Source organism: Streptomyces sp. NPDC046349 (assembly GCF_055587885.1).
This window is the reverse complement of sequence record NZ_JBVJFK010000005.1, coordinates 73,391-92,597: the sequence shown is the minus strand read 5'-3', so window position 1 is coordinate 92,597 and position 19,207 is coordinate 73,391. Positions and strand designations below refer to the sequence as shown.

Annotated in this window: 18 protein-coding genes; 8 read left to right on the top strand and 10 right to left on the bottom strand. The window is 73.1% G+C overall.

Annotated elements, in window-relative coordinates:
• Positions 1-29 precede the first annotated feature (29 nt).
• Together ACZ6JS_RS13390 and ACZ6JS_RS13385 are read left to right on the top strand one after the other, a co-directional pair.
• The gene (locus ACZ6JS_RS13390) at positions 30-1,349 is read left to right on the top strand and encodes an IS701 family transposase (protein ID WP_469297740.1); all 1,320 of its coding nucleotides are present in this window, start codon (positions 30-32) and stop codon (positions 1,347-1,349) included.
• Positions 1,349-2,521, top strand: coding sequence for an XdhC family protein (locus tag ACZ6JS_RS13385; protein ID WP_469297739.1), 1,173 nt, complete (start codon positions 1,349-1,351; stop codon positions 2,519-2,521). Before ACZ6JS_RS13390 ends, ACZ6JS_RS13385 begins: the two co-directional genes overlap by 1 nt.
• Here the strand turns inward: ACZ6JS_RS13385 and ACZ6JS_RS13380 are convergent.
• A complete protein-coding gene (locus ACZ6JS_RS13380) occupies positions 2,502-2,867 on the bottom strand; it encodes a cupin domain-containing protein (protein WP_469297738.1) in 366 nt (121 codons plus the stop codon). The two genes, ACZ6JS_RS13385 and ACZ6JS_RS13380, sit on opposite strands and share 20 nt — an antisense overlap.
• Positions 2,868-3,114: 247 nt before the next feature.
• Between ACZ6JS_RS13380 and ACZ6JS_RS13375 the strand changes: the two genes are divergently transcribed.
• Positions 3,115-4,578: a GuaB1 family IMP dehydrogenase-related protein gene (locus ACZ6JS_RS13375; RefSeq protein WP_469298106.1), complete on the top strand. Its 1,464-nt coding sequence runs from the start codon at positions 3,115-3,117 to the stop codon at positions 4,576-4,578.
• A 73-nt stretch (positions 4,579-4,651) separates the two neighbouring features.
• Here the strand turns inward: ACZ6JS_RS13375 and ACZ6JS_RS13370 are convergent, their stop codons facing one another.
• From ACZ6JS_RS13370 to ACZ6JS_RS13345, 6 genes are all read right to left on the bottom strand, one after another.
• Complete coding sequence (locus ACZ6JS_RS13370) at positions 4,652-5,890, bottom strand: sensor histidine kinase (RefSeq protein ID WP_469297737.1); 1,239 nt, start codon at positions 5,888-5,890, stop codon at positions 4,652-4,654.
• Positions 5,887-7,617, bottom strand: a complete 1,731-nt coding sequence (locus tag ACZ6JS_RS13365) for a sodium/solute symporter (RefSeq protein WP_469297736.1) — start codon at positions 7,615-7,617, stop codon at positions 5,887-5,889. Before ACZ6JS_RS13365 ends, ACZ6JS_RS13370 begins: the two co-directional genes overlap by 4 nt.
• Before the next feature lie 99 nt (positions 7,618-7,716).
• Positions 7,717-7,992: a hypothetical protein gene (locus ACZ6JS_RS13360; protein WP_469297735.1), complete on the bottom strand. Its 276-nt coding sequence runs from the start codon at positions 7,990-7,992 to the stop codon at positions 7,717-7,719.
• Positions 7,993-8,179: 187 nt separating this feature from the next.
• Positions 8,180-8,995, bottom strand: coding sequence for a LytR/AlgR family response regulator transcription factor (locus tag ACZ6JS_RS13355; RefSeq protein WP_469297734.1), 816 nt, complete (start codon positions 8,993-8,995; stop codon positions 8,180-8,182).
• A 125-nt stretch (positions 8,996-9,120) separates the two neighbouring features.
• The gene (locus ACZ6JS_RS13350; protein WP_469298104.1) at positions 9,121-10,059 is read right to left on the bottom strand and encodes an SCO0930 family lipoprotein; all 939 of its coding nucleotides are present in this window, start codon (positions 10,057-10,059) and stop codon (positions 9,121-9,123) included.
• Between the two features lie 117 nt (positions 10,060-10,176).
• A complete protein-coding gene (locus ACZ6JS_RS13345; protein WP_469297733.1) occupies positions 10,177-11,289 on the bottom strand; it encodes a GDSL-type esterase/lipase family protein in 1,113 nt (370 codons plus the stop codon).
• A 635-nt stretch (positions 11,290-11,924) separates the two neighbouring features.
• Between ACZ6JS_RS13345 and ACZ6JS_RS13340 the strand changes: the two genes are divergently transcribed.
• Together ACZ6JS_RS13340 and ACZ6JS_RS13335 are read left to right on the top strand one after the other, a co-directional pair.
• Positions 11,925-13,415: an amino acid permease gene (locus tag ACZ6JS_RS13340; RefSeq protein WP_469297732.1), complete on the top strand. Its 1,491-nt coding sequence runs from the start codon at positions 11,925-11,927 to the stop codon at positions 13,413-13,415.
• A 10-nt stretch (positions 13,416-13,425) separates the two neighbouring features.
• Complete coding sequence (locus ACZ6JS_RS13335; RefSeq protein ID WP_030027017.1) at positions 13,426-13,881, top strand: Lrp/AsnC family transcriptional regulator; 456 nt, start codon at positions 13,426-13,428, stop codon at positions 13,879-13,881.
• 44 nt (positions 13,882-13,925) lie between these two features.
• Here the strand turns inward: ACZ6JS_RS13335 and ACZ6JS_RS13330 are convergent, their stop codons facing one another.
• Positions 13,926-14,117 (bottom strand): DUF1059 domain-containing protein, encoded by a 192-nt coding sequence (locus ACZ6JS_RS13330; RefSeq protein WP_469297731.1) that lies wholly within the window; start codon positions 14,115-14,117, stop codon positions 13,926-13,928.
• A 192-nt stretch (positions 14,118-14,309) separates the two neighbouring features.
• On the opposite strand from ACZ6JS_RS13330, the gene ACZ6JS_RS13325 reads away from it, so the two are divergent.
• The 3 genes from ACZ6JS_RS13325 (at position 14,310) to ACZ6JS_RS13315 (ending at position 17,782) form a co-directional block, all read left to right on the top strand.
• Positions 14,310-15,047 (top strand): SAM-dependent methyltransferase, encoded by a 738-nt coding sequence (locus tag ACZ6JS_RS13325; RefSeq protein ID WP_469297730.1) that lies wholly within the window; start codon positions 14,310-14,312, stop codon positions 15,045-15,047.
• 161 nt (positions 15,048-15,208) lie between these two features.
• Positions 15,209-16,009: a carbon-nitrogen hydrolase family protein gene (locus tag ACZ6JS_RS13320; RefSeq protein WP_469297729.1), complete on the top strand. Its 801-nt coding sequence runs from the start codon at positions 15,209-15,211 to the stop codon at positions 16,007-16,009.
• Between the two features lie 75 nt (positions 16,010-16,084).
• Positions 16,085-17,782, top strand: coding sequence for a flavin monoamine oxidase family protein (locus ACZ6JS_RS13315; RefSeq protein ID WP_469297728.1), 1,698 nt, complete (start codon positions 16,085-16,087; stop codon positions 17,780-17,782).
• Positions 17,783-17,836: 54 nt separating this feature from the next.
• Here ACZ6JS_RS13315 and ACZ6JS_RS13310 read toward each other — a convergent pair whose 3' ends face one another.
• Positions 17,837-18,463, bottom strand: a complete 627-nt coding sequence (locus tag ACZ6JS_RS13310; RefSeq protein WP_469297727.1) for a hypothetical protein — start codon at positions 18,461-18,463, stop codon at positions 17,837-17,839.
• Between the two features lie 60 nt (positions 18,464-18,523).
• On the bottom strand, positions 18,524-19,165 hold the full coding sequence (locus ACZ6JS_RS13305; RefSeq protein WP_469297726.1) for a DUF5995 family protein: 642 nt from the start codon (positions 19,163-19,165) through the stop codon (positions 18,524-18,526).
• Between the last annotated feature and the right edge of the window lie 42 nt (positions 19,166-19,207).

Below are 19,207 nucleotides of genomic sequence, written 5' to 3'. Positions count from 1 at the left end.
GGATCTAGCTGGTCGCGGGGGAGGCCCGGATGGCTCGCGCAGTCCTGCCGGAGGATTCCGTCGAGGAAGTCTCCGAATTGATCGACGTCATGATCTCTCTTCTCTTCGAGTCCTTACCCCGGCGGGACCAGCGAAACTGGGCCCGCGTTTATCTGAACGGCCTCGTGCGGACCAACGGGAAGAAAACAATCCGTAACATCGCCGGAACCGGAGCGAGTTCTGTCGAGCAGAGCCTGCAGCAGTTCATCAGCAAGTCCCCCTGGGACTGGACACCGGTGCGGCGCTCCCTGGCCCAGTACCTCGAACGCACCGCACAGCGCCCGCTGGCCTGGGTGCTCCAGCCCATGGTCATCGAGAAGGCCGGCGACCGCTCGGTCGGCGTCGGCCGGCAGTTCGTCCCACAGCTCGGCCGCACCGCCAACTGCCAGCAGGCCGGCGGGATCTGGCTCGCCTCCAGCGAAGCCAGTTTCCCGGTCGAATGGACCCTCACCCTCCCCGGGCCCTGGACCAGCGAGCTCATGCGCCGCAGACGGGCCGGCATCCCGGACACCGCCCGCTCCCTCACCCCAGCCCAGGACGCCGTACACGCCGTCCAGCGGATGGCCGCCAGCTGGCAACTCCAGCGCCGGCCCGTGGTGATGGAGGTCGCCAACTGCGACCTGGCGCAGTGCATCGACTCCTTCGCCCTCCAGGACATCCCGTTCGTCTTCAAGGTCGACGGCTCCCTACCCGTCTCCTTCGGCGGGGCGGGCCGGCACAAACCCGGTCCGCACACCGCACCCGCACGCGAACTCATCGACTCCCTGCGCTCCCAGCGCCGCGTCGTCGAATGGACCCGGCACGGCCGGGGGGAGGGAGCCGTGACCCTGCTGACCTCGGCCCCGATCTTCGCGACCCCCTGTGAGGACCGCCCCGCGCCCGCCTCGCCCACCCCGCTGCTGCTGGTCGGCGCCTGGACCGAAGCGGCCCTGCTCCCCTCCGAGTTCTGGGTCACCAACATCGCAGACCGGCCGCTCGCCCAGCTCTTCCTGCTCGCCAAGCTCACCGACCGGGTCTCCTTGGACTTCACCGAGACCTGCGAACCCGTCGGGATCCGCGACTTCGAAGGCCGCTCCTTCCGCGGCTGGCACCACCACGCCACCCTGGCCAGCGTCGCCCACGCCGCGAAACTGCTCGGCGCCCAGCCGCACGCCCGCGACCGGTACCCCGGCCCCGCCCGCCCCGCCCCCCTCACCCGGCCGGCAGCGCTCGCGCCCCGGCCCGCCGCAGCCCGCCCGGCCACCCCGGCCGTGCTGCCGCCGCACCCGCACCTGCCCGGACAGACCCCGCGCCGCGAATACATCCGCTGATGCTCGACATCGCCGAGGAGCTGCGCGCGTGGTGCGCCGCGCGCCGGGATTTCGCACTGGCCACCGTGGTCGCCGTCAGCGGCAGCGCGCCGCGCGGCCCCGGAGCCTCGCTCGCCGTGGACGACCGGGGCACCGCGCTCGGGTCCGTCTCGGGGGGCTGCGTGGAATCCGCCGTCCACGAGCTGTGCCTCGACGCGATCGCCTCGGGCCGGGGCGGCCTGCACCGCTTCGGCTACAGCGACGACGACGCCTTCGCCGTCGGCCTGACCTGCGGCGGAGTCCTCGACGTCCTGGTCACCCCGGTGCGCGGCCGCGACCCTGTGCGGCCCGTACTCGGCTCGGTCCTCGACGCTGCCGCGGACGGCACCCGGGCCGCGCTCGCCCGTGTGGTGTCCGGCCCGCCGCGCCAGCTCGGCCGGGCGCTCGCCGTGCACGCCGACGGCTCCTACGAGGGCGGGCTCGCCGGCGGCACCGCCCTCGACCGGGCGGCCGCCGGCCGGGCCCGCGCCCTGCTCCTCGCCGGGCGCACCGGCACCACCGAGCTCACCGCCGCCGGCGGGCCGTGCGGGCAACCCCTGACGCTGCTCGTCGAGTCCGCCGCCGAACCGCCCCGGCTGCTCGTCTACGGGGCGATCGACTTCGCCGCCGCCCTGGCCCGGATCGGCGCCTTCCTCGGCCACCGGGTCACCGTGTGCGACGCCCGGCCCGTCTTCGCGACCCCGGCGCGTTTCCCGGACGCCCACGAGGTGGTCGTCGACTGGCCGCACCGTCATCTGGCCGCGCAGTGGGAGGCGGGCCGACTGGACCCCCGTACCGCCGTCTGCGTCCTCACCCACGACGCGAAATTCGACGTGCCGCTGCTGGAACTGGCCCTGCGGCTGCCGCTGGGCTACGTGGGCGCCATGGGATCGCGGCGCACGCACGCGGAACGTGACAGACGCCTGCGCGACGCAGGGGTGACGGACTCCGCCCTGGCCCGGCTGCGCTCACCCATCGGCCTCGACCTCGGCGGCGCCACACCCGAGGAGACCGCCCTGGCCATCGCCGCCGAGTTCACGGCCTTCCGGCACGGCGGAACCGCACTCCCCCTCACCGGCGGCGCCGCCCCCGTCCACCGCAGAGCGGCCCCCGCACCCCGCCACGGGGCCGCCCTCAGCCGGCCCCGCCCCTGACGTGCTCCACGACGCGGTGGAACTCGGCGGTCGGGGAGAAGTCGACGTACTCCGTGTCGGCGAGCGCCACGGGAACGTGCCCCGGAGCCCAGTAGAAGGCCTGCCCCTCCTCGTACACCTGCTCCCCGTCCCCGGTCCGCATCAGCAGACGGCCCTTGAGGAGGTAGCCCCAGTGCGGGCACGGGCACATGTCGTCGGGAAGCCCCTTGAGCGCCTCCGTGAGATCCGTGCCCTGCGGGAGCCGGAAGAACCCGACGCTGAGATCACCGCCGATCTCCTGCACCCTCACCTCCAGTCCGCCGCCCTCCACCGCGATGGGCGCCTCGTCCCGCGTCGTCGCCGTCATGGATCCTCCACGCTGCTCGGCCCGGACACGCCGGGACCCGTCCGGACCCTTCCACTGTGACCCGGACCGGTGCATCCCGCCTCTGCGGAAGCGGCCCGCCGCAACCCCCCGCGGGACCACGGTCCCGTAGGAATCCACCACACGGCCCGCAATGCCTTGGACGATCGGCCCGGGCGGTGTGAACGCCAGGTCGTGGGAGAATGAAGTACGTGCGTTTCCTCGGCTGCCCCCTGTCGAGGCACCTCCGATTGACTGGGATGTTCAGCACGTGCGTTTCCTCAATGACCTGAAGCCGCCGTACGACCTGACGTACGACGATGTGTTCATGGTGCCGAGCCGCTCCGCGGTCGGTTCCCGCCAGGGCGTCGACCTCTCCTCGCCCGACGGGACCGGCACCACCATTCCCCTGGTCGTGGCGAACATGACCGCGATCGCCGGCCGCCGGATGGCCGAGACCGTCGCCCGCCGCGGCGGCATCGTCGTCATCCCCCAGGACATTCCGATCGAGGTCGTCACCGACGTCATCTCCTGGGTGAAGACCCGCCACCTCGTGCTCGACACCCCGATCACGCTGGCGCCCACCCAGACCGTCGCGGACGCACTGTCCCTGCTGCCCAAGCGCGCCCACGGCGCCGGCGTCGTCGTCGACGCCGAGGGCCGCCCGGTCGGCGTCGTCACCGAGCACGACCTGACCGGCGTCGACCGCTTCACCCAGCTCTCCGAGGTCATGTCGAAGGAGCTGCTGCTCATCGACGCCGACATCGACCCCCGCGAGGCCTTCAACCAGCTCGACGCCGGCCACCGCAAGCTGGCCCCGGCCGTCGACGAGGACGGCAAGCTCGTCGGCATCCTCACCCGCAAGGGCGCCCTGCGCGCCACCCTCTACACCCCGGCCACCGACGCGAACGGCAAGCTGCGCATCGCGGCCGCCATCGGCATCAACGGCGACTTCGTGGCCAAGGCCAAGCAACTCCTCGACGCGGGCGTGGACACGCTCGTCATCGACACGGCCCACGGCCACCAGGAATCGATGATCAACGCGATCAGGGCCGTCCGCGCCCTGGATCCGCAGGTCCCGATCGTGGCCGGCAACATCGTCGCCGCCGAGGGCGTCAAGGACCTCATCGACGCCGGCGCGGACATCATCAAGGTCGGTGTGGGCCCCGGCGCCATGTGCACCACCCGCATGATGACCGGGGTGGGCCGCCCGCAGTTCTCCGCAGTGCTGGAGTGTGCGGCCGAGGCCCGCAAGTACGGCAAGCACGTCTGGGCCGACGGCGGCGTCCGACACCCGCGCGACGTGGCGATGGCGCTGGCCGCCGGCGCCTCCAACGTCATGATCGGCTCCTGGTTCGCCGGTACGTACGAGTCCCCGGGCGACCTTCAGCAGTCCGCCGAGGGCCGCCTCTACAAGGAGTCCTTCGGCATGGCCTCCGCCCGCGCGGTGCAGAACCGCACGAGCGAGGAGTCGGCCTACGACCGCGCCCGCAAGGGCCTGTTCGAGGAGGGCATCTCCACCTCGCGCATGTTCCTCGACCCGGCCCGCCCGGGCGTCGAGGACCTGATCGACTCGATCATCGCGGGCGTCCGCTCCTCCTGCACCTACGCCGGCGCCGGCTCCCTCGCGGAGTTCGAGGAGAAGGCCGTGGTCGGCATCCAGTCCGCCGCAGGCTACGCCGAGGGCAAGCCGCTGCACGCCAGCTGGAGCTAGTTCCTGCGAGATCCCGCCCGTCTCCCGCGCCCCCGGGCCCGTCCGCCACGGACGGACCCGGGGGCGCGGGCGTTCAGGACCGGGGCGGCGGGACCTGCCCCGACGGGGAACTGTGCACACCCGCACGGTACTTGGGGATCCGTACGGTCACCTTCATGCCGGCGCCGACCCCCGTCTCCATCACGGGGCCGTACGCGTCCCCGTACACCTGCCGGATCCGCTCGTCGACATTGGGCAGCCCCACCCCCGACGAGGAGCCCGCACGCTCCCCGGCCAGGATCCGGCGCAGCAGGGCAGGATCCATCCCCACCCCGTTGTCCTCGACGGTGATCACCGCGTCCGGGCCCGCGTCCTGCGCCGTGATCGTGATCCGGCACTCCTTGGTGGAGTCCTCCAGCCCGTGCTTGACCGCGTTCTCCACCAGCGGCTGCAGACACAGGAACGGCAGCGCCACCGGGAGCACCTCCGGCGCCACCTGCAACGTCACCTTCAGCCGGTCACCGAACCGGGCCCCGGCCAGCGCCAGGTACTGCTGGATGGAACGCAACTCCTCGGCCAGGGTGGTGAAGTCCCCGTGCCGCCGGAATGAGTAGCGCGTGAAGTCCGCGAACTCCAGCAGCAGTTCCCGGGCCCGCTCCGGATCGGTCCGAACGAACGAGGCGATCGCCGCCAGCGAGTTGAAGATGAAGTGCGGCGAGATCTGCGCCCGCAGCGCCTTGATCTCCGCCTCCATCAGCCGGGTCCGCGAACGGTCCAGCTCGGACAGCTCCAGCTGCACCGACACCCACCGCGCCACCTCCGTCGCCGCCCGCACCAGCACCGCCGACTCCCGGGACCCGTACGCCACCAGCGCCCCCAGCACCCCGTCCTCGCCGGTCAGCGGGGCGAACACCGCCCACTTCAGCGGACAGTCGGCACGCTGGCACTCGGTCCGCACGCTCTGGCTGCGCCCCGACTCCAGCATCACCGCCACCCGGGCCATCGCCCGCCGCTGGTGGTGGTCGGCGCCCGGGCCGTCCCACGCCAGCACCGCCTCCCGGTCCGTCAGGCACAGCGCCTCCGTCCCCAGCAGCGACCGCAGCCGCCGGGCCGCCTTGCGGGCCGCGTCCTCGGTCAGTCCGGCGCGCAGCGGGGGAGCGGCCAGCGAAGCCGTGTGCAGCGTATGGAAGGTGGCCCGCTCCACCGGAGTGCCCAGGTCCAGCCCCGCCAGCCGCTCCCCGCGGCGAGCGTGCCAGCGTCCCGCCGCCCAGCCGACGCCCACCATCAGGGCCGCGCCCGCCACCGCGAGCACGGCGAGCAGGGCCCCGGTCACCGCAGCCCCCCGGCCCGGTCCCCGGCCACGACCTCCGGCAGGTGCAGCCGGGCCAGGGTGGCCGCCGTCCCCGCCGGGATCCGGGACCGGGTGGCCAGCGACACCGCCACCATCGTCAGGAAGCCGAGCGGCACCGACCACGCCGCCGGCCAGGCGAGCATCGTGTGCGTCCAGCCCGCCGGAGCCAGCCCGGCCCGCGTCGCCAGCACCGCGCTCAGCGCCGCCCCGCCGCCGGTGACCAGCCCGGCCACCGCACCCGGCGGGGTCAGCCCGCGCCACCAGATGCCCAGCACCAGCAGCGGGCAGAACGACGACGCCGACACGGCGAAGGCCAGGCCCACCGCATCCGCCACCGGCACCTCCGTGGCCGCCACGCTCCCGCCCAGCGGTACCAGGATCGCCACCAGCGCCGCCCAGCGGAAACTGCGCGCCCCGCACTTCGGCAGCACATCCTGGTGCAGCACCCCGGCCACCGCCATGGTCAGTCCCGAGGCCGTCGACAGGAACGCCGCGAAGGCGCCGCCGGCCAGCAGAGCCCCCAGCAGCTCGCCCAGCACCCCGCCCAGCATCCGCTCGGGCAGGACCAGCACCGCCGCGTCCGCGTCACCCGTCAGCGCCAGCTCGGGGGCGTAGATCCGGCCCAGTGCCCCGTACACCGGCGGCAGCAGGTAGAACGCGCCGACCAGCCCCAGCACCACCAGGGTGGTGCGCCGCGCCGCCCGCCCGTGGGGGCTCGTGTAGAACCGCACCGCCACGTGCGGCAGCCCCATCGTCCCGAGGAACGTGGCCAGGATCAGCCCGTACGTGGCGTACAGCCGGTACTCCCGCAGCTCCCCGGACGGCGGCTCCGACCACGGGCCCACCCCGGCGCCCGGCTCCGCCCTGGCGTCCGGCACCGGCGTGGCCGGGGCGAACTCCAGCCGCGCCCGGGCCCGTACGGAATGCTCGCCGACGGCCAGCACCAGCGGCTCCGCCACGTGGGTGCGCCCGTCCACCTGCCCGGTCACCGTCACCGCGAGAGGCTCCTTCACCGACAGCCGCACGTCCTGCGCGAGCGTCACCGCCGTGGCCTCGCGGAAGACCGCCGGCGCGTCGAAGGTGGCCCGCGGCGCACCGTCCCCGGCCCACGCGGCGATCAGGAAGAACGCCGGGACCAACAGGGCGGTGAGTTTGAGCCAGTACTGGAAAGCCTGCACGAAGGTGATGCTGCGCATCCCGCCGGCTGCCACCGCCACGCTCACCACACCGGCCACGACCAGCCCGCCGACCCAGTGCGGGGCCCCGGTGAGGATCTCCAGGGTCAGCCCGGCCCCCTGCAGCTGCGGCAGCAGGTACAGCCAGCCGACCCCGACCACGAACAGCACCGCGATCCGGCGCACCGCCCGGGACTCCAGCCTCGCCTCCGCGAAGTCGGGCAGCGTGTACGCCCCGGAGCGCCGCAGCGGGGCCGCCACCAGCGCCAGCAGCACCACGTATCCGGCGGTGTAGCCCACCGGGTACCAGAGCATCCCGGGCCCCTGGAGCAGTACCAGCCCGGCCACCCCGAGGAAGGACGCCGCGGACAGGTACTCCCCGCTGATCGCCGCCGCGTTCAGCCCCGGCCCCACGGTGCGCGAGGCCACGTAGAAGTCGGAGGTGGTCCGCGACATCCGCAGGCCGAGCGCGCCGAGCAGCAGCGTGACCAGGACGACGACGGCGACCGCGGTCAGCGCGTACGTCTGGTTCACCAGGGCGGTCCTTCGGGGCGGGGAGCGGGGTGACCGGAGTCTACGCACGCCCCCGACCGGGGCGACAGGCACGATTCGGACCCCGAGGGTCCGCCGCGGTCAGATGGCCGGGTCGTGGTGCTCGGTGCAGTCGCGCAGGGCGATCTCCAGCTCCACGTACGACTCCTCCGCCCGCCGGAAGGCCAGCGTCAGCGCCGCCTCCGCGCGCGGTGGGACCTGATCGCGGACACCCTCGCCGGCCTCGTACAGGATGTCCGCCCAGCGGGCGGCCGCACTGCGCAGCAGGGCGAGCAGGGCCTCGGCCTCGACGGGCCCCGCCGGCCGCCTGCGCGGCAGCCCGCTGAGGGCGTCGACCAGCGCCTGGACCTCGGACATCTCGCTCCTCCCGCGCCGGGAAGATCCACGATACGCAGCGGCGACGGCATCGGCGGGCCGTTCACGCCACCGGTGCGGCAGGCGGCTCCCGCGGATCGCCGTACGCCCTCCCGGTGCGGTGAACGGCCCCCCGCGCGCGCCCGGCGGTCGCCCCACCGGGCCCGGCGGCGGCCGGCGCCGACCGGTTTCAGCCGGTCGCGTGCCGCATCAGCAGGTCCCGCAGTTCCCGTGAGTGCCTGCGGCTCACCTGCAGTTCCGCCGATCCGACCCGGACCGTGGTGGTGCCCGAGTCCAGCCGCAGTTCGTCGATCCTGGCCAGCGACACCAGGTGGCGCCGGTGGATCCGCACGAACCCGCGCGCCGCCCACCGCTCCTCCAGCGTGGACAGCGGGATCCGCACCAGGTGGCTGCCCTCGTCGGTGTGCAGGCGGGCGTAGTCCCCCTGCGCCTCCACGTAGGCGATGTCGGCGATCGCCACGAAGCGGGTGACGCCGCCCAGTTCGACCGCGATCTGCTCCGGCCCGCGGTCGGCGAGGGCGGCCTCCGGAGCCGGGCGGGGTGCCGCCACCACGGCAGGCGGTCCCGCCGCGGACGCCGATGCCTCCTCGGCCCGTCCCAGCTGCGCGCAGGCCCGCCGGACGGCCTCGGCGAGCCGCTCCGGGCGCACCGGCTTGAGCACGTAGTCAACGGCCTTCAGGTCGAAGGCCTGTACGGCGAAACCCTCGTGGGCGGTGACGAACACGATCAGCGGCGGCCGCGCGAACCCGGCCAGCAGCCGGGCGATGTCCAGCCCGGTCAGACCGGCCATGTGGATGTCGAGGAAGACCACGTCGATGCCGTCGGGCCCGTCCGGACCGGACTCCAGCGCCCGGGTGACCCGGCGCAGGGCCCCGGTGGCGTCCGAGGCGCCCTCCGCACTGCGCACGCGGGGGTCCGAGCGCAGCAGGTAGAGGAGTTCCTCCAGGAGCGGCTTCTCGTCGTCGACAGCGAGCACACGCAGCATGCGGCCGAGTCTATGGCCTGCCCGGCGCACTCCCGGAGGGCCGCAACGAGGCGCGGCCCCTGCCCGGGGGGAGGTGGGGCAGAGGCCGCGCGGACCGCGGTGGGGGGTCGGGGCGAGCGGACCGGCTACTGGACGGTGATCAGCTTGCCGTCGGGGGAGACGGCGTACCAGGTGCCGCCCACGCCCTGCCCGTTGGTGTCACCGGGCTTCTTGTCGCCCGAGAACGTGTAGACGGGCCAGCAGTCGACGGTCTGCTGCTTCTTGCCGTCGGGGCGGTCCATGACCCGGTAGTTCTTCTCCGTGATGCCCTTGGCGTTCGCCTTGTCCACCGGGGGCACGACCGGCCACTTCGCCAGGCAGTCGCCGGTGCAGTTGGAGACCATCGGCCACGCGGTGTCCTTCTTGAAGCGGTAGACCGTCATGCCCTTGCCGTCGACGATGTGCTCGCCCAGCTTCGGGTCCTTCGCCACGGACAGGCCGGGAGCCGGCTCGGCCGCCTCTGCGGGAGCGCCCTCCGCGGGGGCGGCCGGGGCGGCCTCGGCCGGCGCCGCCTTTGCCGCCTTCTTGCCGTCCGGGCCGAAGGCGAACCACACCCCGCCGACGCCCTGCCCGTTGACGTCGCCCGGCTTGGCGTCCTTGTTGAACCGGTACGCGGGCCAGCCCGCCACCGTCAGCTGCTTCGTGCCGTCGGCGCGCACCACCTCGCCGAGCAGCGACGGGTCCATGCCCGAGGCGGCGGTGACGTCACCGGCCGCGACCACCGGCCAGGTCTTCGCGCAGTCCCCCTCGCAGTTGGACTTCGGGGGCTTCGCGGTGTCCTTGTCGAAGCGGTAGAGGGTCAGGCCGGCGCTGTCGGTGAGGACGGAGCCGAGCTGCTCGGTGACGGACGCCGCCAGCTGGCCGCCGGGCTGGTTGCCCGGGCCGGCCGCCGGCGCGGCCTCGGCTGCGGCTCCGGCGGGCTGCGTCGAGTCCGAGGCCTTGTAGTCCGAGGGGCCGCAGGCGCTGGCCGCCAGGACGACGGCTACGGCGGCCGCGGCGAAGGTGGTTGCGCGCTTCATGCCCATGTTGATCTCTCCCACGTCGTGTCTGTCTGTGCCGTCGCCCCCAGCGGCGGCAACTGTGCACAGGACACGCCCCGGTGGGCGGGATCTGTTCACCGCGTCCGGTGTGGGCTGTTTCACTCACCCCGTGCCGAACCCGGTGCGCCGCAGGGCCGTGGCCACAGCGAGGCCGAGCACCTGGTGTCCGGAGTCGTTGGGGTGCAGCCCGTCCGCGAGGTGCTCGGGTCCGAGCAGGTCACGGCCCGGGAGGACGGCGAGCCGGTCGTCGCCGGCGGCGATCCGGTCGCGGGCGGCGCGCTCCATCGCGTCGCGCAGCGCGCCCAGGGTGGCGCCGAGTCTGTTCGGGGTGCGCTCGGCGTCGGGCCGCAGCACGGGGGAGACCAGTAGCAGGGGGGTCCGCGGGTGCCCCTGGCGGACCAGTTCGATGAAGGCGCGGGTGGTCTCGTAGAGCAGCGGTGCCGAGAAGGGCACCCGGGACCAGCAGTTGGTGCCGAAGGCGAGGGTCAGGACGTCCGCCGGCAGGCTCGCGAGCTGTTCGGCGGTGGCCAGTTCGCCGCGGGCGGCGCCCGCGTAGCCGAGGTTGACGGTGTCCCAGCCGAGGGCGCGGCCGGCGACGGCGGGCCAGCCGTGGGCGGGCCGGGTGGACCACCAGCCCTCGGTGATGGAATCGCCGTGCACCACCCAGCGCGGCGCCGGCGGCGCGGGGGCGAGGGCGCCGCCGATCCCGCGCAGGCCGAGGACGAGGGGCGACTGGTTCTCGGGCGGGTGGATGGTGAAGGGGCCGTGGAAGGGGCCGCCGCCCAGCCCGATGCGTACGACGGCCTCCGCGGCCGGCTCGGTGAACACCTCGTCGACCACCCCGTGGCGGTCCCACAGGGCGAAGCCGTGCGCGAGGTCGCGCAGGGCGTCCGTGGGGCCGGGCACGGTGGCCCGGTAGCGGATCTCGACGGCCGTCGCGGTCTCGGTGGTGAACTCCAGTCGGACCCCGATGGGCAGGGTGGCCCGTTCGCCGGTGTCCCACGGCAGCCGCATCGTGTCGGCGGGGTCGGCGCGCACGGGCCGGCCCTTGTCCAGCCAGGCGACCCCGCGCAGGAAGGGCTGCGGATCCTGCCACCCGCCGGGAACCCCGTCCCACGCCTCGCCCCGCTGTTGCGGCCACGGTGCCCGTTCCCGTCGCCCGGCCCGCTCCTGCCACGGACCGGGCCGGCCCTCGTCGTGCACCGGTGCGCTCATCCTTCGCCTCCGATCGTCGGATACGGGAACTCCGCGCCGACCCGTCCACCACGGGCGTCTGCCCCGTCACGTCCGAGGTCAGCGGCGCGGCGGGGAAATGCAGGGCGGCCGCGAGGTCCGCACTCCCGGCCGTCCGGCCCGGAGGTGCGTTCGCCGCGTCGCGCCGCCGCCCCTCGGCGCCCGGGAGGGCGGCGGGCCGGGGGCCCGCTCGACCCCCGGTGCCACGCGTTGACCCGTACCCCGCACGGGCCCGGTTCCACCGCCGCCGCGCGCACCAATGCTCTCGGGGCGGCCTCGGCGGCCCGGCTCCGCGGCGGCACCCTGCGACAGATCTGACGAGGTGTCAAGAAAGGGGGGCCCGGGTGGCCTGCGCAGCGATCGATCATCCCTACGCAACAAACAACTGTCAGTGACCGATCCGCGCAATGATCGTGCGCCAATGTGCAAGGATGGTCCATTACGGGCGGTATCACTCAGCTCGTAGGCTCACTCGCTGTACGTGGAGTGGCGCGGATCGCCTGCTCGGCGGTCCCCCATGCAGGCCCTTCCCCCGTCGGGCCCTGTCCTGCTCCGGACCGTCGCGGTCGACGCCTCATCCCCGACCTCTCCGATCCGCAGTGACAAGGAGTCCCCTCGTGCTCGACCACGGCCAGGCGCCACCGCTCGCTTCCGAGCCCCGCAGGCCCGCCAACCCGCTGCTCCGCCGCAAGCCGGTCGAGCAGTTGGTCGCCGAAGGCGGCCAGGGTGAGGGCGGCGCGCTCAAGCGTTCGCTCACCATGTGGCAGCTGACCATGATCAGCATCGGCGCGACCCTGGGCACCGGCATCTTCGTCGTCCTCGGCGAGGCCACCCCGATCGCCGGCCCGGCCGTCTTCATCGCCTTCATCGTCGCGGGCCTGACCGCGCTGTTCTCGGCGCTCTCCTACGCCGAGCTCGCCGGCTCGATCCCGGTCTCGGGCTCCTCGTACTCCTACGCCTACGCCACCATGGGCGAGCTCATAGCCTGGGTCTGCGGCTGGTGCCTGGTCCTGGAGTACGGCGTCTCGGTCGCGGCCGTCGCCGTCGGCTGGGGCCAGTACCTCAACGAGCTGCTCGACGGCACGCTCGGCCTCACCATCCCCGAGGGCTTCTCCGCCCCCCTCGGCGAGGGTGGATACATCAACCTCCCCGCCCTCGTGGTGGTGCTCCTGTGCATGGTCTTCCTGCTCCGCGGAGCCAAGGAGAGCGCCCGGATCAACACGATCATGGTCGCCGTCAAGATCGTGACGCTGGCCCTCTTCATCGTCATCGGCTTCATGGGCATCAAGGCCGGCAACTACACCCCCCTGGCCCCGCTCGGCATCACCGCCATCAGCACCGCCGCCTCCATGCTCTTCTTCTCCTACATCGGCTTCGACGCGGCCTCCACCGCCGGTGAGGAAGCCAAGAACCCGAAGAAGGACCTGCCCCGCGCGATCATGCTCTCGCTGCTGATCGTCACCGCGATCTACTGCCTCGTCGCCCTGGTCGCCGTCGGCGCCATGCCGTGGCAGGAGTTCGAGGGCAGCGAGGCCGCTCTGGCGAAGATCATGGAAAACGTCACCGGCCACTCCTTCTGGAGCGTCATCCTGGCCGCAGGCGCGGTCGTCGCCATCGCCAGCGTCGTCTTCGCCGTGCTCTACGGCCAGACCCGCATCCTCTTCGCCATGTCCCGCGACGGCCTGATGCCCAAGGCCTTCGCCAAGGTCGACGAGAAGACCGGCACCCCGAAGATCAACACGATCATCGTCTGCCTCTTCTGCGGCCTGCTCGCCGCGTTCATCCCCCTGGGTGAACTGGCCAACGCCACCAGCATCGGCACGCTCTTCGCCTTCGGCCTGGTCAACGTGGCCGTCATCATCCTGCGCCGCACCCGCCCCGAGATGAACCGCACCTTCAAGGTCGCCCTCTTCCCGGTCACCCCGATCCTGGGCTTCCTCTTCTGCGCGTACCTCATGATCGAGCTGCCGATGGCCACGTGGCTGTGCTTCGGTGGCTGGATGGCGCTCGGGCTCGTGATCTACTTCTTCTACGGCATGCGCCGCTCCAGCCTGGCCACTGTGGCCGACGTGGCCGCTCCGGCCGCGGAGGTCGCTGAACAGAAGTGATTCACCCCCCGTGCGACTGAACGATCTCGACGAACGCATCGTGCACGCCCTCGCCGAGGACGCCCGCCGCTCCTACGCGGACATCGGCTCCGAGGTCGGGCTCTCCGCCCCTGCCGTGAAGCGGCGCGTGGACCGGCTGCGCGCCGAGGGCGCCATCACCGGCTTCACCGTCCGCGTCGACCCGGCCGCCATGGGCTGGGAGACCGAGGGCTTCATCGAGATCTACTGTCGCCACAACACCTCGCCGGACGACATCCGGCGAGGACTGGAGCGCTACCCCGAGGTGGTGTCCGCGTCGACCGTCACCGGCGACGCGGACGCCCTCGTCCAGATCTTCGCCTCCGACATGCGCCACTTCGAGAGGGTCCTGGAACGCATCGCGGGCGAGCCGTTCGTGGAACGCACGAAGTCGGTCCTCGTCCTCTCCCCGCTCCTGCGCCGCTTCACCTCGGGCGCCCCCGCGTAGACCGGCCGCGGCTCCCCCTGTGCCGGGCCCCGCGGGTCGCAGGTTCAGGCGTGCTGCGGCGCCTCGTCCTTCAACATGCCGCGCAGCGAGCCGCGGAACTCCGGAGTGTCCTCGTGGCCGTGAACGGCCGCGGCGTGCTGGGCCGCCGCCGCGATGACCTCTTCCTCCTCGCCCGAGATGGCGAGGGTGCAGTTCATCTCGCTGGGGTAGTCCCTGCAGTCCATGACCTTGCGCATGACGAGCCTCCCGGGACGGGTATCCGTTGTCCGCCGGCGCCGGGCCGACGCCGGACGGTGCACCTCCCACGATCCTCTTCGCGGGCCCACGGCGACACCCGGGCGGGCGGCCGTACCGCCCCAGCTGCCGCCCCCACGGCGCGCCCGGAAAAACCGGATGCCCGGACCGGCCCCGACCGCGACAGTGTCCGAGTGAACCGAGAAACGATCTCCCACCTGGCCCACACCCACCACCCCGTCGCCGCCCCGCTCGGCGACGCCACCGTGGCCCGGCTCCTGGACCGTGCGCTGCCCCGCGGCACCGAACGCGTCCTCGACCTCGGCTGCGGCCCCGGCGAATGGCTGCTGCGGGCCCTGCGCGACCGCCCGAGCGTGCGCGCCGTCGGCGTCGACGTCTCCCGCACCGCACTCGACCGCGCCGCGGACGCCGCACAGGCACTCGGCGTCACCGACCGGCTGTCCCTGCACCTGCGGCCCGCCGCGGACCACACCGACCCGCACCCCTACGACCTCGTCCTCAGCGTCGGGGCCGCCCACGCCTTCGGCGGGCTCCTGCCCACCCTCGACGCGGCCCGCGCCCACCTCGCTCCCGGCGGCCACGTCCTCGTGGGAGACGGCTACTGGGAGCACCCGCCCACCCCCGGCGACCTCGAGGCCTTCGGCGGCCTCCCCGACCTGCCCACCCTCGTCGACCAGGTCACAGCGGCCGGCTGGACCCCGGTGTACGGTCACCTCAGCACCCGCGAGGAACTCGACGCCTACGAGTGGTCGTGGACCGGCTCGCTGGCCGCATGGGCCCTCGACCACCCCGACCACCCGGACAGCGCCGAAGCCCTCGACGCGGCGAACGGCCACCGCACCGAATGGCTCCGCGGATACCGTGCCACCTGGGGTTTCGCCACCCTCCTGCTGCGCCGGACCGCCGACTGACCGGCGTCCCCGCGTGCGGCGCGCAACGAATCGCCGCGAGAGGCCCTCAACGCGCAACGAATCGCACACCAGCGCGCAACATCGGCGCCTTGTTGCGCCGGGAGGGCGAAACGTACCGTTCATAGGACCGCACCCACCCCTCCTGCCACAGAGGTACGCCCATGCCCCCGCTGCGCACCGCCCTCCTCCAGAGCTCCGGAGTCCTCGGCGACGTCGCCGAGAACCTCAAGGCGCTCGACGAGGCCGCCGAGCGCGCCGCACAGGCGGGGGCCGGGCTGCTGGTGGCGCCGGAGATGTTCCTGACCGGGTACGCGCTCGACCTCGACGCCCTCCCCGGCCTCGCCGAGGCGAGCGACGGCGACTCCGCCCGCGCCATCGGCGAGATCGCCCGCCGCCACGGACTCGCGGTCCTCTACGGCTACCCCGAGCGCGACGGCGCCACCGTCTACAACTCCGCCCAGCTCATCGGCCCCGACGGCGCCGCCCTCGCGAACTACCGCAAGACCCACCTCTTCGGCTGCTTCGAGCAGGACGCCTTCACCCCCGGCGACACCCCCGTCGTCCAGGCCGACCTCGGCGGCATCCGCATCGGCATCATGATCTGCTACGACGTGGAGTTCCCCGAGAACGTCCGCGCCCACGCGCTCGCCGGCACCGACCTCCTCCTCGTGCCGACCGCCCAGATGCACCCGTTCCAGTTCGTCGCCGAGCACCTCGTCCCCGTCCGGGCCTTCGAGAACCAGATGTACGTCGCGTACGTCAACCGCACCGGCCCCGAGGGCGAGTTCGAGTTCGTCGGCCTCAGCTGCCTGGCGAGCCCCGACGGCACCACCCGCACCCGCGCCGGCCGCGGCGAGGAAATGGTGTTCGGCGAGGTCGACCCCGAGCTGCTCGGCGCCTCGCGCGAGAACAACCCGTACCTGCGCGACCGCCGGCCCGGGCTCTACGCCTCGCTCGTCTGACCCGCACCAGCCCCCCGCCCCACCCCGCCCCCACCGCTCCACCCCCCGAGCCCTGCCCGCAAGGAGTCGTACCCCATGACGTCCACGGTGCCCACCACCGCCGTCCCGCACAGTGACGGACAGCCGCCGATCACCATGTTCGGTCCGGACTTCCCGTACGCCTACGACGACTTCCTCGCCCACCCGGCGGGCCTCGGCCAGATACCCGCAACCGAGTTCGGCACCGAGGTCGCCGTCATCGGCGGCGGACTCTCCGGCATCATCTCGGCCTACGAGCTCATGAAGATGGGCCTCAAGCCCGTCGTCTACGAGGCCGACCAGATCGGCGGCCGCCTGCGCACCGTCGGCTTCGAGGGCGCCGAGACCGAGGGCCTCACCGCCGAGATGGGCGCCATGCGCTTCCCGCCCTCCTCCACGGCCCTGCAGCACTACATCGACCTCGTCGGCCTGGTCACCGAGCCCTTCCCGAACCCGCTCGCCGAGGCCACCCCCTCCACGGTCGTCGACCTCAAGGGCGAGACCCACTACGCGGAAACCATCGCGGACCTCCCGCAGATCTACCGCGACGTCGCCGAGGCCTGGAACGCCTGCCTGGACGAGGGCGCCGACTTCTCCGACATGAACACCGCGATGCGCGAACGGGACGTCCCGCGCATCCGCGAGATCTGGGCCAAGCTCGTCGAGAAGCTCGACGACGAGACCTTCTACGGCTTCCTGTGCAAGTCGGAGGCCTTCAAGTCCTTCCGCAAGCGCGAGATCTTCGGCCAGGTCGGCTTCGGCACCGGCGGCTGGGACACCGACTTCCCGAACTCCATCCTCGAGATCCTGCGCGTCGTGTACACCGAGGCCGACGACCACCACCGCGGCATCGTCGGCGGCTCCCAGCAGCTGCCGCTGCGCCTGTGGGAGCGCGAGCCCGAGAAGATCGTCCACTGGGCCCAGGGCACCTCCCTGTCCACCCTCCACGACGGCACCCCGCGCCCCGCCGTGACCCGCCTGCACCGCACCGCCGGCAACCGCATCACCGTCACCGACTCCTCCGGCGACATCCGCACCTACCGCGCCGCGATCTTCACGGCCCAGTCCTGGATGCTCCTGTCGAAGATCGAGTGCGACGACACGCTGTTCCCGATCGACCACTGGACGGCGATCGAGCGCACCCACTACATGGAGTCGTCCAAGCTGTTCGTCCCCGTCGACCGGCCGTTCTGGCTGGACAAGGACGAGGAGACCGGCCGCGACGTCATGTCGATGACGCTCACCGACCGCATGACCCGCGGCACCTACCTGCTCGACAACGGCCCCGACAAGCCGGCCGTCATCTGCCTCTCCTACACCTGGTGCGACGACAGCCTCAAGTGGCTGCCGCTGTCCGCGAACGAGCGGATGGAGGTCATGCTGAAGTCCCTCGGCGAGATCTACCCCAAGGTCGACATCCGCCGCCACATCATCGGCAACCCGGTCACCGTCTCCTGGGAGGACGAGCCCTACTTCATGGGCGCGTTCAAGGCCAACCTCCCCGGCCACTACCGCTACCAGCGCCGCCTCTTCACCCACTTCATGCAGGACAGCCTCCCCGAGGACAAGCGCGGCATCTTCCTCGCGGGCGACGACATCTCCTGGACGGCCGGCTGGGCCGAGGGCGCGGTCCAGACCGCCCTCAACGCCGTCTGGGGCGTCATGCACCACCTCGGCGGGTCCACGGACTCCACGAACCCCGGCCCGGGCGACGTCTACGACGAGATCGCCCCGGTCAAACTCCCGGAGGACTGATCCTCCCGGCCCACTGATCAGGGCCTCCAGATCACGGGCCGCCGCCCCGCGCCGTCAGCACGCGGGCCGGCGGCCCGTTCTCATACGCGCGTCCCCGCCCCCGGGGCGCCGGCCTGCTCGGCACTGCCACAGCAGTGCCGCCCGGCCGCACCCGCCGCACACGTGGGCGTACGCCTGACCGGACCCGAAGTTCACGGCCGTGAGCGGGTCCGGCCCCTCCTCCAGGCCCGCCACGGACCCCATCGGCCGGGCGCACGCTGGGCAGTGGGGTGTCTCGTCGTACTGCAGCCAGTCGGGCTCGCCACCGAGCGACCCCAGCACCGCCCGCCCGTCCGCCGCGGCCCCCGCGGGCACGGCCGCCCGCACGGCGCCCAGCCCCAGCACTTCCGGATCCGCACCGCGCGGCACCGGTACGGGTACCAGCCCCCCGGCGGGCAGCAGCAGGGCCGGGTTCCCGGCCCCGGAGGGGCTCCACTGCTCGCACTCGCCGGGCCGGTGCGCGTACATGAACAGGGCCGGCACGCCCGTGGCGAGCACGATCCGGGCGGGGAACCGCAGCGGGCCCGCGCATGCGCGGCACACGGGCCAGACCATCCCGGCGGGGCCCAGCGGCACGCCGCCGGTGCGGCTGACCGGGGCGTCCGGGGCGACCGGCCCGCCGTCGAGGGGAAGGGTCGTCATGGCCGCAATCCGTCCGCCGGCCGACCGTGCGGCCCGCGCCGGGCCGGGCCGCACGGCGTCTCAGCCCCGCGGGGTCAGCAGACAGCGGCCGACCAGGCCCACCCCGGCGTCCAGGGAGTCCGCGAACTCCTCGGCCAGGTCCGGCGCCCGGCGCAGCGTCCACAGCAGCCGAGCCGCCGACCAGGCCCCCGCGCGGGCCCGCTCCAGGCTCCACGAGCCGACCAGGTGGGTCAGCGGGTCGGCGATCTCCAGCAGGTCAGGACCGGGCATGAGGTCCTCCCGGATGTGCTCCTCCAACGAGACCAGCGTGTCGCCGACCCGGTCGAAGTCCGCCTCCAGGGCCCGCGGTTCACAGTCCAGCTCCCCGCACGTGGCCACCACCGCGAGAGCCAGGTCGTGGCCGATGTGCGCGTTGATCCCGGCCAGCGCGTGCTGGAGCGGCCGGATCCCGGGGTGGCGGCGGTACTGCAGCAGCGGGCGCCAGCAGGCCGGGGCCCGGTCCGCCTCCACCGCCGTCAGGTAGCGCTCCGCGAACCGCACGCTGAGCGTTGCCGCCCGCCGCGGCGCCGGGAAGCCCCCGTGCTCGATCCGATGGTGCAGGGTCTCCGTGACCGTCAGGTAGACCCGGTTGAAGACGGCGACGCCGTCCTGCGGCGGGAGCCGCTCCTCCAGGGCGCGCATCCGCGCCAGCACCGCTTCCATGGGAGGCAGGGTCGCAGGCGCCGGCGCGGATCCGGGGAACTT

Coding starts and splice junctions, on each gene's coding strand:
- ACZ6JS_RS13390 (WP_469297740.1), top strand. CDS start 30: ATGGCTCGCGCAGTCCTGCCGGAGGATTCCGTCGAGGAAGTCTCCGAA.
- ACZ6JS_RS13385 (WP_469297739.1), top strand. CDS start 1,349: ATGCTCGACATCGCCGAGGAGCTGCGCGCGTGGTGCGCCGCGCGCCGG.
- ACZ6JS_RS13380 (WP_469297738.1), bottom strand. CDS start 2,867: ATGACGGCGACGACGCGGGACGAGGCGCCCATCGCGGTGGAGGGCGGC.
- ACZ6JS_RS13360 (WP_469297735.1), bottom strand. CDS start 7,992: ATGTCCGAGGTCCAGGCGCTGGTCGACGCCCTCAGCGGGCTGCCGCGC.
- ACZ6JS_RS13355 (WP_469297734.1), bottom strand. CDS start 8,995: ATGCTGCGTGTGCTCGCTGTCGACGACGAGAAGCCGCTCCTGGAGGAA.
- ACZ6JS_RS13350 (WP_469298104.1), bottom strand. CDS start 10,059: ATGGGCATGAAGCGCGCAACCACCTTCGCCGCGGCCGCCGTAGCCGTC.
- ACZ6JS_RS13345 (WP_469297733.1), bottom strand. CDS start 11,289: ATGAGCGCACCGGTGCACGACGAGGGCCGGCCCGGTCCGTGGCAGGAG.
- ACZ6JS_RS13330 (WP_469297731.1), bottom strand. CDS start 14,117: ATGCGCAAGGTCATGGACTGCAGGGACTACCCCAGCGAGATGAACTGC.
- ACZ6JS_RS13320 (WP_469297729.1), top strand. CDS start 15,209: ATGCCCCCGCTGCGCACCGCCCTCCTCCAGAGCTCCGGAGTCCTCGGC.
- ACZ6JS_RS13315 (WP_469297728.1), top strand. CDS start 16,085: ATGACGTCCACGGTGCCCACCACCGCCGTCCCGCACAGTGACGGACAG.
- ACZ6JS_RS13310 (WP_469297727.1), bottom strand. CDS start 18,463: ATGACGACCCTTCCCCTCGACGGCGGGCCGGTCGCCCCGGACGCCCCG.
- ACZ6JS_RS13305 (WP_469297726.1), bottom strand. CDS start 19,165: ATGGAAGCGGTGCTGGCGCGGATGCGCGCCCTGGAGGAGCGGCTCCCG.